The organism is Mesorhizobium sp. M0815, from assembly GCF_040319995.1.
Classification (GTDB): domain Bacteria; phylum Pseudomonadota; class Alphaproteobacteria; order Rhizobiales; family Rhizobiaceae; genus Mesorhizobium.
In genome coordinates, this window is sequence record NZ_JAMYOU010000011.1 from 121,961 (window position 1) to 134,330 (window position 12,370).

Below are 12,370 nucleotides of genomic sequence, written 5' to 3' on the forward strand. Positions count from 1 at the left end.
GGCCAAGGTTCACCGCCGCGAGACGGCGCTTCATGGTTCCGGGGTCTCCACCGGCTGGTTCCATGGATTTCCGTCCCGCCTTTGTCCACCGCGTGTTCGCGAGGCCGAGAGCCCGCGTCCGCAAGCCTTTGTGCGCGCCGAAAGGCGCTGATGGAGAGACCCCGATGGCTACCCAGCGCATCCTTGATTTCCTCGCTACCCGACGTCCGAACGGCCCGTGCCTCGTCGTCGACCTCGATGTGGTGCGCGACAATTTCCGCGCCTTCGAGAAGGCGCTTCCCGATTCCAAGATCTACTATGCGGTGAAAGCAAACCCGGCGCCGGAAATCCTGCGCCTGCTTGCTGCGATGGGCTCGTCCTTCGACACCGCTTCCGTTGCCGAAGTCGAGATGGCGATGGACGCCGGTGCGCCGGCGGACCGCATCTCCTTCGGCAACACCATCAAGAAGGAGCGCGACATCCAGCGCGCCTACCAGCTCGGCATTAAGCTGTTTGCGGTGGACTGCGTCGAGGAGGTCGAGAAGATCGCCCGTGTCGCTCCCGGCGCTCGCGTGTTCTGCCGCGTCCTGACCGACGGCGAGGGCGCCGAATGGCCGCTGTCGCGCAAGTTCGGCTGTGTGCCGGCGATGGCGGTCGACGTGCTGCGCCATGCCAGGGCGCTCGGCCTCGATGCTTATGGTGTGTCGTTCCATGTCGGCTCGCAGCAGACCGACCTGACCGCCTGGGACCGCGCGCTGGGCGACGCCAAGAAGGTGTTCGCGACGCTCGCCGACGAAGGCATCGTGCTGAAGATGGTCAATATGGGCGGCGGCTTCCCGACCCGCTATCTCAGGGATGTGCCGGTGGCGCAGGCCTATGGCCAGGCGATCTTCTCGGCGCTCAGGAAGCACTTCGGCAACGCGATCCCCGAGACGATCATCGAGCCGGGCCGCGGCATGGTCGGCAATGCCGGCGTCATCAAGTCGGAGGTCGTGCTGATCTCGAAGAAGGCCGACAACGACAATGTGCGCTGGGTGTTCCTCGACATCGGCAAGTTCGGCGGTCTCGCCGAGACGATGGACGAGGCGATCCGCTACCCGATCGTCACCGCGCATGACGGCAGCGAGACCGCGCCTTGCGTGCTCGCCGGCCCGACCTGCGATTCGGCCGACGTGATGTACGAGAAGACGCCGTATCCGCTGCCCTTGTCGCTGACCATCGGCGACGAGGTGCTGATCGAGGGCACCGGTGCCTACACGACGACCTACGCGTCGGTTGCCTTCAACGGCTTCGAACCTCTCCGATCCTACGTGATCTGACGGTTCGAAAGAACCGATCAGATCATCCCGAGGTGGGCGCCTGTCGCCCGCCCGGGCTCGCCTGTGGAACAATCCGCTCGTGAAGGATCGCGGAAATGGACGTTTTGGATTTCATTGTTGAAGGCGCCGCGGGAATCTCCCCCTCGAGGGGGGAGATTGCCGGCGCTTTTGTCATCACTGCCGAAACCGCCGCCGACGTTGGCGCGCGCGAGGCTTTGCTCGATCGCGCCATGGGGCCGAAGCGCCGGAAAAAGTCGTCGGAAAAGCTGCGGCGCGGCCGCCGGCCTTCGGAGGGCCTTGCCTTTGTCGCGCGCGATGCGTCGGGCACTGTTGCCGGCACCGTGCGGTTGTGGGACGTGGTGCTGGGCGAGGGCGGCAAGGCAGCGCTGCTGCTCGGCCCGCTTGCGGTCGACCCGGCGCTGAAAAATGCCGGCATCGGCTCGGCGCTGATGCGCCATGCAGTGACTGAGGCCGAGCGGCTTGGCCATGCGGCGATCCTGCTGGTCGGCGACGCACCCTATTACGAGCGCTTCGGGTTTTCGGCCGCAAAGACCGGCTCGCTGGCCATGCCGGGGCCTTACGAGCGGCACCGCCTGCTGGCGCGGGAACTGGTGGTCGGCGCGCTCGACGGCGCGCAGGGCACGTTGAAGGCGGCCGGGCGCAAGCTGAAGGCGCAGCGGCTGTCGCTCGCTGCCTGATGGTTCGAAGCCGCCGTCGTCGCGCGCGGCGGCTTGTCTCACCTTAAGCGATCAGCCGATCAGCTGGCTGAGCGCCATGGCGACGCTCATGTCGCCTTCGACCTTTATCTTGCCGGACATGAAGGCCATGGTCGGGTTGAGATCGCCTGATATCAGCGAGTCCAAATCGTCGAGCGACAGCTGTATGGTGCAATCTGCCGGTGCATCGGTGGTCGAGACATCGGCGCCGTCGATGACGATGACGCCGTCGATGCCGGTGTCGAATTTCACGGAGCGATCGAACCCGGCGCTCGCCACGCGCGACCTGATCTTGTCGGCAATCTCCTGAACGCTCATGGCGGTTCTCCTCGTCTGGTTGCGTTTGTCGCGCCTTGGCGCTTCGACCCGGCCGAAGCCGCTTGCCTGGTTTTACAGCCACGGTCGGCGCATATAGCTTCGGGTTGACGTTTACGTCAACGCGGTTCCCCGAGCTGAAGATGGGCTTTATCGCCGCAGCATCACGCGGGCATGACACCTTGGCGGCCGGCATTGTTGCCATGCAAAGCCGCCGGGCGTATCAGGCACCACTCCCCTTTTGATATCGGCGAGCCGCCCCGGTGCTTTCCAGAAACGAACCGCAAGTCTATGCCCGCCGACTGCGCGCGGTGCTGATCCGATCGATCCCGCTGCTCGAGGCGCGCGGCATCGCCGTCGTCATTCTGGCGGCTTTGGTCGGGGTGATAGCGGGTGCGCTGGTCACCGGCATGAGCGAACTGGTGCAGGTCCTGCATGGGCTTATGTTCGGCGTTCAGCCCGGTGGTCGGCTTTCGGCGATGTTTTCGCTGCAAAGGCCGGAGCAAGCGCTGATACCGGCGATCGGCGGCATCCTGCTCGGGCTGACGGTGATCTGGCTGAGAAAGCGGAAGTTCCGCACGCCGGTCGATCCGATCGAAGCCAACGCCCTTTACGGCGGCCGCATGTCGCTGACCGACACTTTCATCATCGCCGGGCAGACGATGATCTCGAGCGGCTTCGGCGCTTCGGTCGGGCTCGAGGCCGGCTACACGCAGGTGGGTTCCGGCCTGGCGTCGCGGCTGGCGCGCTTGTTCAGGCTGCGCCGCAACGATGTCCGCATCCTCGTCGGCTGCGGTGCGGCCGGCGCGATCGCCGCCGCCTTCGATGCGCCGCTGACCGGCGCCTTCTACGGTTTCGAGCTGGTCATCGGCATCTATTCGGTCGCCAATGTCGCGCCGGTGATGGCCGCCGCGATCTCGGCCTCGCTGACCGCCGAAATGTTCGGCGGCGTGCCGTTTCCGCTGGAGCTCGCGGGTCTGCCGGCGCTCACCGTCAGCCAGTATTTGCCGTTCATGCTGCTCGGGCTTTTGGGTGGCGGTGCTTCGATCGCCATCATGCATCTGGTGAGCCTGATCGAGCGCATCTTTGCGCGGCTGTCGATCGACGCCTCGTTGCGCCCAGCCATCGGCGGCGTGATGGTCGGGCTGCTGGGGCTGATCACGCCGCAGGTCCTGTCCAGCGGCCATGGCGCGCTGCACCGCGAATTCGCGATGAATTACGGGCTGGCCGTGGTGGCCAGCGTCTTCGTGCTGAAGCTGTCGGCGTCGGCGATCTCGCTCGGCTCCGGCTTCCGCGGCGGGCTGTTCTTTGCCTCTTTGTTCCTCGGTGCCCTGCTCGGCAAGATGTTCGCCGGCGCGATGGCGTTCGTCTCGCCGGCGACCGGCATCGACCCCGCCGTCGCCGCCGTCGTCGGCATGACCTCGCTCGCCGTCGGCGTCGTCGGTGGCCCGTTGACGATGACCTTCCTGGCGCTGGAATCGACCCGCGACCTGACGCTGACCGGCGTGGTGCTGGCCGCCTCGCTCATGGCGGCGATCCTGGTGCGAGAAACGTTTGGCTATTCCTTCTCGACATGGCGCTTTCACCTGCGCGGCGAAACCATCCGCAGCGCCCATGATGTAGGCTGGATGCGCAGCCTGACGGTCGGCTCGATGATGCGCAAGGATGTCCGCACCATCGACGCCTCAACGACGCTTGCAACATTCCGCAAGCAGGTGCCGCTCGGTGCCTCGCAGCGCGTCATCGCGGTGGATGCCGAACTGCACTATGTCGGCGTGCTGATCGTCGCCGAATTGCACAGCCATTTGTCGGATGACGAGATGCCGGTGCTGTCCTTCGCCAAATTTAGGGATGCGGTGCTGGTGCCGAGCATGAACGTGCAGTCGGCGGCCGAGACCTTCCAGCGCGCCGGCGCCGAGGAATTGGCAGTGGTCGAGGATTTCACCGACCGCAAGGTGGTCGGTTTGCTGACCGAAGGCCACCTGATGCGCCGCTATGCCGAGGAACTCGACAAGGCGCGGCGCGATCTGTCGGGCGAGGGGTAGCCGAGAGGGGATGGCGATCCCGCTGCATTTAGCTGGACACCGCCGGCGAATGACCGCTACCATCGCGGTGGCTTTGAACCAGATTTCATCTGGAGCCAGATTCCGCCTGGAGATGGCGTGCTCGAAGAACCGAACAGAAATCCCGGATCCCATCGCTATGGGAAGCCGAGCTTGTGGTGGCCACCACCGTTGGGTTGACGGCCTGCGGGCCTGATCCAAGCTGAAAATCAAATTCTGTGTTCAGAGAGACATCATCATGAATACCCTGCTTTCCGTGGAAGCCCGGGAGACCGCGCTTGCCGTGACTTTCGTGTCGGGCGAAACAGTCTGCTACCCTTGGCTTTGGCTAAAGGACAATGCACCATCGGCGTTTCACCCGCAGACCGAAGAACGAACTTTCGACCTGACCAGCGTAGACCCCTCGCTCAGACCCATCAGCGTGCGGGACAGGGGCAGCGCTGTGGGCATTGTCTGGCAGAACGACCAGGCTGAGGAGGAATTCCCGAGCCAGTTCTTTGAGTCCTACCGTCCCGGCAGAAAGCGGGACGATCCGGCCGACATCGCTCCGAAACTCTGGGACGCCTCAATCAATCTTGAAACCATGCCGCATCACGCCGGGGACATCTTGCAAAGCGATGCCGATCTGCTCGCCTGGCTGAAGGCAACGGCTGCATACGGGCTCTCCATCGTCGATGGGCTTGACGATGATCCCGATGCGGGGCGGCGTGCGGCCGAGCGGATTGGTTTCCTGCGCCAGACAAATTTCGGCACGATGTTCGAAGTCGTGTCGATGCCGAACCCGAACAATCTGGCCTATACGCCGGTCGCCTTGCCGCTACACACCGATCTCGCGAACCAGGAGGTGCCGCCCGGCTACCAGTTCCTGCATTGTATCGCCAATGACGCTGAGGGCGGTGGATCGATCTTTGCCGACGGGTTTGCGGTCGTCGCCGCGCTACAGGCGGAAGATCCGGAAGCCTACCGCCTATTGTGCGAGATCGAGATCCCCTATCGTTTTCACGATGAAAACTACGATCTGCGCGGTCGGTTTCCTGTGATTGTAACGCAACGCGACGGGGAAGTGACGGAGTTGCGGTTCAACGCCCATCTTGTCGATGTCATCGACCTTCCCTCCGACCTATGCGCGCCCTTTTATGCGGCTTATCGCAAGCTGATGATGATGATCCGCGGGCCGCGTTTCCAAATAGCCTACCGCCTGAAGGCCGGCGAAATGGCGGTCTTCGACAATCGCCGGGTGTTGCATGGCCGCCAATCGTTCAACCCGAACACCGGGCGGCGACATCTGCGCGGATGCTATGTCGATCGTGGTGAGTTCCAGAGCCGGATTCGCGTCCTCTCGCGATAGTGATGCGACACACATGTCGGCTGCTGCGTAAGGACGGCTCACGTCAACGGTCCGCTAATCGCCGGCTCAGAAATCCGATTGCGCGAACTGCCTTCTTCCTTGTGGAAGAGTGTCTTGAAGAAAAGAGCGTCGGGAACCGCATTGATTACTTTTGCGATCACGGCGGTCGCGAGCACGGCAAACGCTAGGCGACCGAGAAGCACGCTCGTAGCATCGGCGCCAAGTGCGACAACGACCAACGTGTCCTCAATGAGGCTATGGGCAAAACCCATGAACACGCAGGCGAGGAATATCTGACGCGGCTCCGCGCTAGGCGTGCGCGCCTCGCGGATCAGCAGTCCTGCGCCATAGGAAATCCCGAGAAACAGGCCGACAGCGGCGAAAGGTACCGTCTGCTTTTCGATGCCGGCGAGCCGAAAGAGCGGTGCAAGTCCTCTGTTCATCCACTCCAAAATGCCCGCCATCTTGAGAAGCTCGATAACCCAGCTTAGCGCAAGCAAAACGATGAGCATGATGCCCAGGGTTTTGACTGTGCCCAGGAGAAAGCCGCCCCAGTCGGTGCTTTCATTCGTCGGCATCCACGCCGGCGCCACCGGTCCTGACAGCCATCCGGTCATGGCGAATATCTGATGCAGAAGGATAGCAAAGACCAAACCCCCGCCAATACGAAGCGCCGCGGTGACCAGGAAGCTCGGCCCGGCCCTCTGAATGATGCGTTGCTCGATCGGAATGGCATGTGCAAACAGCAAGAGAGCCGAAAGAACCGTCATCTCGGCAGTGCTGAGCGCCGAAACCGGGACCAAGGTGAATACGATCACAAGCGCGCCCCAGATCCCGACCAGCAATCCCGTCAGCCAGGCAAAGGCGAGTTCATGTGGCAACCCCACCTGCAACATGAGCGGGGAGAAGAACGGAGAAATCGCCTGGATGACGCCAAGGTCCTGCAGGAGCCGCGTGGCTATCGCAACCGGAACGATCACGCGAACCAGTTCCCAATAGATTTCAAGCGTTTCCAATGTCTTGCGATTGAAGGCGGCGCAAATTGCCATCATGCTGCTCCATCATCCCTGGAGCCATCTGCGTAACCTGAGACGCTTCGCATTTGTGGTCAAAGTTTGCGATTTCGTGCAATAAAATTGCAATACACCGACGATGAGCGCGACCGAGATGGACAAGATCGACAGAAGGCTTCTCAGTCTGCTCCAGGATGATGCCTCACGAACGAATGCCAAACTGGCGGGGTTAGTCGGGCTTTCCCCTTCGAGCTGCCTGCGCCGCATACGACGACTGAAGAAAAGCGGCATCATCAGCCGCGTTGTCGCGCTTCTCGCACCGGCAAAGGCTGGCCGGGGCTTGAAGGCGATCGTCACCGTCGAACTGGAGCGTCATGGCGAGCAGTATATGCGGGACTTTCTCGAGTTGGCCGCTCAGGAACCGGCCGTCACTCAGGCCTACAGCGTGAGCGGCGAAACCGACGCCGTCCTTATGCTCCGCCTGACGGATATGGAAGAGTTCGATGCGCTATGCGAGCGACTGTTCCGAGACCGAAGCAACGTCGCGCGATACCAAACGATGTTCGTGATCCGAACGGCCAAAGAAGTGACCGCAATTCCACTGTAGTGTTCGGGTTGCGATAGACCTGCTAGGCCGTGAATTCAGCGGCCCGGCGAAGAAACTTTACGAACTTTCAATATGCCGCAAAGGCGGTAGTGAAGGAACGCCTAGCGCACGCTAGGACAATCGCTGGCGCCGAATGTCGGAATTGGGCGCCAGCTCGACGCATTTCATGGCGCCTCCCTCACGCCCAGGCATGAAGCTGTCCTTGTTGACTCAAGGAGAATTTGCATGCGTGGTCATTGCTTATGTGGCGCTATTGCTTTTGAAGTCGATGGCCCGGCACAGGCCTGCGTGGTCTGTCATTGTGAAAGTTGTCGGCGGCAATGTTCTGCGCCGATGACCTCCTATATTGGCGTCTTGAACGGCCAATGGCGATGGCTGAGCAAGCTACCGAAGGTATTCAACTCTTCTCCCGGTGTGGAAAGAACATTTTGCGATCACTGTGGCACGCCGCTGTCCTTCCGCTCAAAGAACATGTCTGATGTCATGCATTTTTTTGCGGCAGCGATGGAGGAGCCAGAAAAATTTGCACCTACGCTGCATGTCGCCTTTGAGGAGAAGCTCCCTTGGTTGAAACTCGCCGACAACCTGCCGACCCGTTTTGGGCCTGACTATACGAAAGACTAGGATCTGCTCGCATCGAGACAAACGGCGGAAGCTGAGGACAGCGTCCGGAAGCGAGATGATACCCCCGTCCGTTCAAACGGCGGTCAAACATTATCGATCGTGGCTGCTCTCGACCTGCTTGAGCGGCAGCAGGTAGGCGATGATCTGCTGATCGCCGAGAGCTGGATCAAAGCCAATAATGTCGGATGCGAAAAGGTCGTGAGCAGGGCGTCTCTCGAAGCCAAGGCTCTCGTACAGCTTGCATGCAGACGGGATGAACGAGGCAGTGTGAAGCGCAAGGCCGCCTGAGCCTTGCCGACGCGCTTGCATGACGCACCATTCGCAAAGCGCGCGGCCGTATCCGCGGCCCTGTGCCGAGGGAGCGACCGCGAGGGTCCTGAGGCCTGCCAGCCCGGGCGGCCAGCCCATGCGGTCAAAGGCGGCATCGGCGTAGTAGGTGACCGTCCCGACGAGCCGTCCCTCGGCTTCGAGCACCGCGACGCTAGCCTTCGCCCATCGCCCCGCGATATCCCGCGCGTCGTTCACGTAGGGCTCGAAGATGTGTGGCGCCAGAACGGGCCGTAACGATGCGAAGGCGTCGGAGACGAGCCCGCCAATTTCATCCAGTTCCTGACGGCTTGCCAGCCGGACGCGTGGCTTGGATGCGATTTGCATGCATGTTCTCACTGCACCAGTAATTGGACCATATGTAGGGCGTTGTGTGCCCCTCCGGCTGGCTGGACTTCGCCCGGCTTCGGCCGTGTCCCGCAGCGCGATTCACCCGGAGAGATTCGCCTGCCACAATAATCACCGGCAGCAAGATTCCAATGGACCTGAGCCGTCGAGCCGCGACGAGGAGTTAATCGGCGGAGTACCTCAAGCTTTCGGTAACAGTTTGCTCATGCTTATGCGCTCCTCGACCTCGTATCCGCACTTTCGGTAGAACCCAAGAACCGTCGAATTGGAAGCGACAATTTGGAGGTTGATCTTTATGCAACCAAGGCCGGCGAGCCGCCTTTCGGCCTCATGGATGAGGGCCTCGCCGATCCCTTTTTGGCGATGGGACTGCAGGGTAGCGATGCGCGATATCTACCCTCGATGGCCGTCATACCCGGCCATGATCGATCCGACGACCTGATCGGCCTCTATCGCCACCAAAAGCAGGTTCGGCTGATGCCTCAGCTTCCCGCGAAGCGGGAGCGATCGTAGTTGCGCGACATCTCGAGCCCAGACTATCCGGCTCTATAGTGGAGCGTTACGGCGACCCAGCAGCAGAGCGATGCCCAACGCCGGAAGCGTCGCCATCGCGACGGCGAAGAAGACGAATTGCAGCCCGGCCGATGCGGCGACCAAGCCGAGCGCCGGACTGCCGAAGCCGAGCGCCACGTCGAGGAAGACGGTGTAGAGTCCCATGGCCAGGCCGCGGCTGCGTGGCGGAAGACGGCTCACGGCCTCGGCACCGAGGCCGGGATAGACCAGCGAGTAGCCAAGGCCAGTCAGGCCCGCTCCGATGGCGGCTAGAACGGGCCCGGGCGCAAGCCAGATCAGCATCAGCCCTGCAGCCTCGACAGCCACGAAGATCATGGCGACCCGTGCGCCCCCTAACCTGTCAGGCAGGTGGCCGAAGCATAGCCTTGCCACGATCAGCGACGCGGCATAGGCCGTGAAGGGAAGCCAGACCGGCTGCCAGCCCCGCTCGGCAAAGAGCAGCGCGCCGAAGGCCAGAATCGCACCATAGCCGAGACTGCTGAAAGCTGCTCCCACTCCGGGAAGCCAGACCGCTTGCGCCACGCTCCTCCATGACTGCGGCACGCTGCTCGCGGCGGCGCTGGCGCCGCGCATCGGCAGGATGGCAAGCAGCGTTGCAAGTGGCAGGACGATCGTCGCCAGTGCGATCGCGGTGAAGCCGCTCGCCGCATAAAGCGCAGATCCGATCGGCGCGCCTAGCGCGAGTGCTGCGAACATCGCCGTGCCCACCCAGGCTATGACCTTTCCGGAGTTCTGTCCGCCCGCAAGGGAGAGGCCCCAGGCGACGCCACCGGTGATGATGAAGCTCTCAGACGCGCCCAGTACCGCCCGGCCGGCGAACAGCGCCGATGCGGACGCCACCGGCCGGTCGAGCAATGTCAGTGAGCCGAGGTAAAATAGCCCCGCCACGGCAGCGGCAATGAGGCCGACGACGACGGCCCTCTTGCCGCCGCGCCCATCGGCATAGTTTCCAGCCCCAATGCGCGACAGCATCGAGGCGACGAACTGGCTGCCAGTGACCAGCCCGACCGCGAAGGGGCCGAAGCCGAGTTGCTGGTGAAGATGCAGCGGCAGGACGGGTAGCGCCAAGCCGATCAGGAGGAAGCCGGCGAAGACAGCCGCCATGATTGGCACCAGTTCCGCTATCGCGCCATTTCGGTCTGAAGTCCGCGCCATTGTGGCCACCGATAAAACTTTGACAGTCGGGCTGTTCCGATCAGTAACGTTCGTAGGTCACGCGCCAGCCTTCGGCCGGATTGTCCGGCGTCAGGACCAGTTTGTTGTCCGAGACTTCGAATTTGCGTTTCATGCTCTTCCCGACAAGGTTGCGGACCAGGGAGGACTCGATCGTGATGACGAAGGTCTTGTCCTGGTCGTCGATAGCGACCGGCCCGTAATAGGCTTCGTAGCCATTCTCTGTGTAAGGCGTGTCCGGTGCCTTGGCGTCGGGGTTCTGCGCCTGCACCGACAGGGTGCCGGCCTCGGTGAAGATGACCTGGCCGGAATATGGCACGGGCTTGAGGCTTCCCTCGGCACCGGCCTCGAGCGACCTCATGCGCCATGCGCCGATGATCGGCGACTCTTGCGAGAAAGCCGGCGTGGCGACCGAAAGCGCAAGGGCGGCAATCTTCAATCTCATCGTCATATGTCGTTGTTCCTTTTCTGATTTGTGGGTGCGGACAGGCCGTCCGCCCAATCTTCGCTCACACCGAAAGCATGACCTTGATGGCGCGCCGCTCGTCCATGGCGCGGTAGCCTTCAGCGACCTCGGCCAACGGCAGCTTGAGGTCGAAGACCTTGCCGGGCTTGATCCGACCTTGCAGCACACGGCCCATAAGGTCGGGCAGGAAGCGGCGCACCGGCGCCGGGCCGCCCAGCATGCGCTTCTGGCCGAAGAACAGTTTTTGGCCGTCGAAGTTCACGCCGTGCGGCACGCCGACATAGCCGATGGTGCCGCCGGGGCGAGAGCAGGCCAGCGCCTGGTCGAAGGATTCCGCCGTGCCGACGCATTCCAGCACCGAGTCCGCGCCGACGTCCTTGGTGAGCTCTTTGATCCGGGCCACACCTTCCTCGCCGCGCTCGGCGACGATGTCGGTCGCGCCGAACTCGCGGGCGAGTTTTTGGCGGCTGGCGTGCCGGCTCATGGCGATGATGCGCTCGGCGCCCATCTCCTTGGCCGCAAGCACGCCCATCAGGCCGACCGCACCGTCGCCGACCACCACCACCGTCGATCCTTCTCGGACCTCGGCTGCGTCGGCCGCATACCAGCCGGTGCCGAGCACATCGGACACAGCCAGCAGGTCAGGGATGAGTTCGGCCGGCGGCACCTCGGCGGTGGCGACCAGTGTGCCATCCGCCAACGGCACGCGGGCGTAAGGCGCCTGCGCGCCCGACATGAACTCGCGCTGCACACAGGACGACTGGAAGCCGAAGCGGCAATGCGGGCAGGTATTGTCGGAGAGGCAGAACGAGCCGACGACGAACTGGCCGGGGCGCACCGTGCGCACCTCTGCGCCGACCTCGACGACGATGCCACAATATTCGTGGCCCATATGCATCGGGCCGTCGACCCGCTGCAGCCCGCGATAGGGCCACAGATCCGAGCCGCAGATGCAGCTTGCCGAGAGCTTGATGATGGCGTCCGTCGGCCGCATGATTTTCGGATCAGCGATCTCCTCGCAGCGGATGTCGCCCGGTTTGTGAAGAACGGTTGCGAGCATTTTGGTTCCTTTCGAGTGGAGAAGATCAAGCGCGGTAGTCGGCGTCGCTGACATGTTCCAGCCAGTCCACGACCTTGCCGTCCTTGACCTCCTGGAGAGCAATGTGGGTCATGGCAATCTGAGCCGACGCGCCGTGCCAGTGCTTTTCGCCGGGCGCGAACCAGACGACGTCGCCGGCACGGATTTCCTCGACCGGGCCAGCCTCGCGCTGCACGCGGCCCAGGCCCGAGACGACGATCAGCGTCTGGCCGAGCGGATGCGTGTGCCAAGCGGTGCGGGCGCCGGGCTCGAAGGTCACCTGTGCGCCTTGAACCCGCCCGGCATCGAAGGGATTGAAGAGCGGATCGATCCGCACCGTTCCGGTGAACCAGTCAGGTGGTCCCTTGCCGGAAGGCCTCGTGCCAGCGCGAAGAATGTCCATGGTGATCTCCTTTGTGTC

The 12,370-nt window shown here is 62.9% G+C and carries 14 protein-coding genes; 6 read left to right on the forward strand and 8 right to left on the reverse strand.

Translation table 11 applies throughout. From position 1 onward, the window contains the following. Nucleotides 1-164: 164 nt before the first annotated feature. Together odc2 and NKI01_RS14840 are read left to right on the forward strand one after the other, a co-directional pair. Nucleotides 165-1,298, forward strand: coding sequence for an ornithine/lysine decarboxylase (gene odc2, locus NKI01_RS14835; RefSeq protein WP_023720212.1), 1,134 nt, complete (start codon nucleotides 165-167; stop codon nucleotides 1,296-1,298). A 95-nt stretch (nucleotides 1,299-1,393) separates the two neighbouring features. Next, complete coding sequence (locus NKI01_RS14840) at nucleotides 1,394-1,996, forward strand: GNAT family N-acetyltransferase (protein ID WP_352640205.1); 603 nt, start codon at nucleotides 1,394-1,396, stop codon at nucleotides 1,994-1,996. Between the two features lie 51 nt (nucleotides 1,997-2,047). Here the strand turns inward: NKI01_RS14840 and NKI01_RS14845 are convergent, their stop codons facing one another. After that, a complete protein-coding gene (locus NKI01_RS14845; RefSeq protein ID WP_352963688.1) occupies nucleotides 2,048-2,332 on the reverse strand; it encodes an SCP2 sterol-binding domain-containing protein in 285 nt (94 codons plus the stop codon). A gap of 260 nt (nucleotides 2,333-2,592) precedes the next feature. Between NKI01_RS14845 and NKI01_RS14850 the strand changes: the two genes are divergently transcribed. Both NKI01_RS14850 and NKI01_RS14855 read left to right on the forward strand, forming a co-directional pair. After that, complete coding sequence (locus NKI01_RS14850) at nucleotides 2,593-4,374, forward strand: chloride channel protein (RefSeq protein ID WP_352494726.1); 1,782 nt, start codon at nucleotides 2,593-2,595, stop codon at nucleotides 4,372-4,374. Nucleotides 4,375-4,630: 256 nt separating this feature from the next. Continuing rightward, nucleotides 4,631-5,740, forward strand: coding sequence for a TauD/TfdA family dioxygenase (locus NKI01_RS14855; RefSeq protein WP_352963691.1), 1,110 nt, complete (start codon nucleotides 4,631-4,633; stop codon nucleotides 5,738-5,740). A gap of 38 nt (nucleotides 5,741-5,778) precedes the next feature. On the opposite strand, the gene NKI01_RS14860 is transcribed toward NKI01_RS14855, so the two are convergent. Next, a complete protein-coding gene (locus NKI01_RS14860) occupies nucleotides 5,779-6,789 on the reverse strand; it encodes a nucleoside recognition domain-containing protein (RefSeq protein WP_352481966.1) in 1,011 nt (336 codons plus the stop codon). A gap of 118 nt (nucleotides 6,790-6,907) precedes the next feature. On the opposite strand from NKI01_RS14860, the gene NKI01_RS14865 reads away from it, so the two are divergent. Both NKI01_RS14865 and NKI01_RS14870 read left to right on the forward strand, forming a co-directional pair. Further along, a complete protein-coding gene (locus NKI01_RS14865; RefSeq protein WP_352481967.1) occupies nucleotides 6,908-7,360 on the forward strand; it encodes an Lrp/AsnC family transcriptional regulator in 453 nt (150 codons plus the stop codon). Nucleotides 7,361-7,585: 225 nt separating this feature from the next. Continuing rightward, complete coding sequence (locus tag NKI01_RS14870) at nucleotides 7,586-7,984, forward strand: GFA family protein (protein WP_023720218.1); 399 nt, start codon at nucleotides 7,586-7,588, stop codon at nucleotides 7,982-7,984. Between the two features lie 90 nt (nucleotides 7,985-8,074). Here NKI01_RS14870 and NKI01_RS14875 read toward each other — a convergent pair whose 3' ends face one another. The 6 genes from NKI01_RS14875 to NKI01_RS14900 form a co-directional block, all read right to left on the reverse strand. Then, nucleotides 8,075-8,638, reverse strand: coding sequence for a GNAT family N-acetyltransferase (locus tag NKI01_RS14875; protein WP_352963696.1), 564 nt, complete (start codon nucleotides 8,636-8,638; stop codon nucleotides 8,075-8,077). A 201-nt stretch (nucleotides 8,639-8,839) separates the two neighbouring features. Then, entirely contained in the window at nucleotides 8,840-9,052 is a 213-nt protein-coding gene (locus NKI01_RS14880) for a GNAT family N-acetyltransferase (RefSeq protein WP_084642809.1), read from the reverse strand. Nucleotides 9,053-9,205: 153 nt separating this feature from the next. Continuing rightward, nucleotides 9,206-10,387: an arabinose transporter gene (locus NKI01_RS14885; RefSeq protein WP_031194356.1), complete on the reverse strand. Its 1,182-nt coding sequence runs from the start codon at nucleotides 10,385-10,387 to the stop codon at nucleotides 9,206-9,208. Between the two features lie 40 nt (nucleotides 10,388-10,427). Then, nucleotides 10,428-10,856, reverse strand: coding sequence for a lipocalin-like domain-containing protein (locus tag NKI01_RS14890; protein WP_352481972.1), 429 nt, complete (start codon nucleotides 10,854-10,856; stop codon nucleotides 10,428-10,430). A 58-nt stretch (nucleotides 10,857-10,914) separates the two neighbouring features. Then, on the reverse strand, nucleotides 10,915-11,931 hold the full coding sequence (locus NKI01_RS14895; RefSeq protein WP_352494728.1) for a zinc-dependent alcohol dehydrogenase family protein: 1,017 nt from the start codon (nucleotides 11,929-11,931) through the stop codon (nucleotides 10,915-10,917). 25 nt (nucleotides 11,932-11,956) lie between these two features. Beyond that, nucleotides 11,957-12,352 (reverse strand): (R)-mandelonitrile lyase, encoded by a 396-nt coding sequence (locus NKI01_RS14900; RefSeq protein ID WP_352481974.1) that lies wholly within the window; start codon nucleotides 12,350-12,352, stop codon nucleotides 11,957-11,959. Between the last annotated feature and the right edge of the window lie 18 nt (nucleotides 12,353-12,370).

Excerpts from the sequence above, each read along its gene's own strand:
- NKI01_RS14875 (WP_352963696.1), bottom strand. The coding sequence starts at position 8,638 with ATGCAAATCGCATCCAAGCCACGCGTCCGGCTGGCAAGCCGTCAGGAA.
- NKI01_RS14860 (WP_352481966.1), bottom strand. The coding sequence starts at position 6,789 with ATGGCAATTTGCGCCGCCTTCAATCGCAAGACATTGGAAACGCTTGAA.
- NKI01_RS14895 (WP_352494728.1), bottom strand. The coding sequence starts at position 11,931 with ATGCTCGCAACCGTTCTTCACAAACCGGGCGACATCCGCTGCGAGGAG.
- NKI01_RS14890 (WP_352481972.1), bottom strand. The coding sequence starts at position 10,856 with ATGACGATGAGATTGAAGATTGCCGCCCTTGCGCTTTCGGTCGCCACG.
- NKI01_RS14855 (WP_352963691.1), top strand. The coding sequence starts at position 4,631 with ATGAATACCCTGCTTTCCGTGGAAGCCCGGGAGACCGCGCTTGCCGTG.
- NKI01_RS14900 (WP_352481974.1), bottom strand. The coding sequence starts at position 12,352 with ATGGACATTCTTCGCGCTGGCACGAGGCCTTCCGGCAAGGGACCACCT.
- odc2 (WP_023720212.1), top strand. The coding sequence starts at position 165 with ATGGCTACCCAGCGCATCCTTGATTTCCTCGCTACCCGACGTCCGAAC.
- NKI01_RS14885 (WP_031194356.1), bottom strand. The coding sequence starts at position 10,387 with ATGGCGCGGACTTCAGACCGAAATGGCGCGATAGCGGAACTGGTGCCA.
- NKI01_RS14865 (WP_352481967.1), top strand. The coding sequence starts at position 6,908 with ATGGACAAGATCGACAGAAGGCTTCTCAGTCTGCTCCAGGATGATGCC.
- NKI01_RS14845 (WP_352963688.1), bottom strand. The coding sequence starts at position 2,332 with ATGAGCGTTCAGGAGATTGCCGACAAGATCAGGTCGCGCGTGGCGAGC.
- NKI01_RS14870 (WP_023720218.1), top strand. The coding sequence starts at position 7,586 with ATGCGTGGTCATTGCTTATGTGGCGCTATTGCTTTTGAAGTCGATGGC.
- NKI01_RS14840 (WP_352640205.1), top strand. The coding sequence starts at position 1,394 with ATGGACGTTTTGGATTTCATTGTTGAAGGCGCCGCGGGAATCTCCCCC.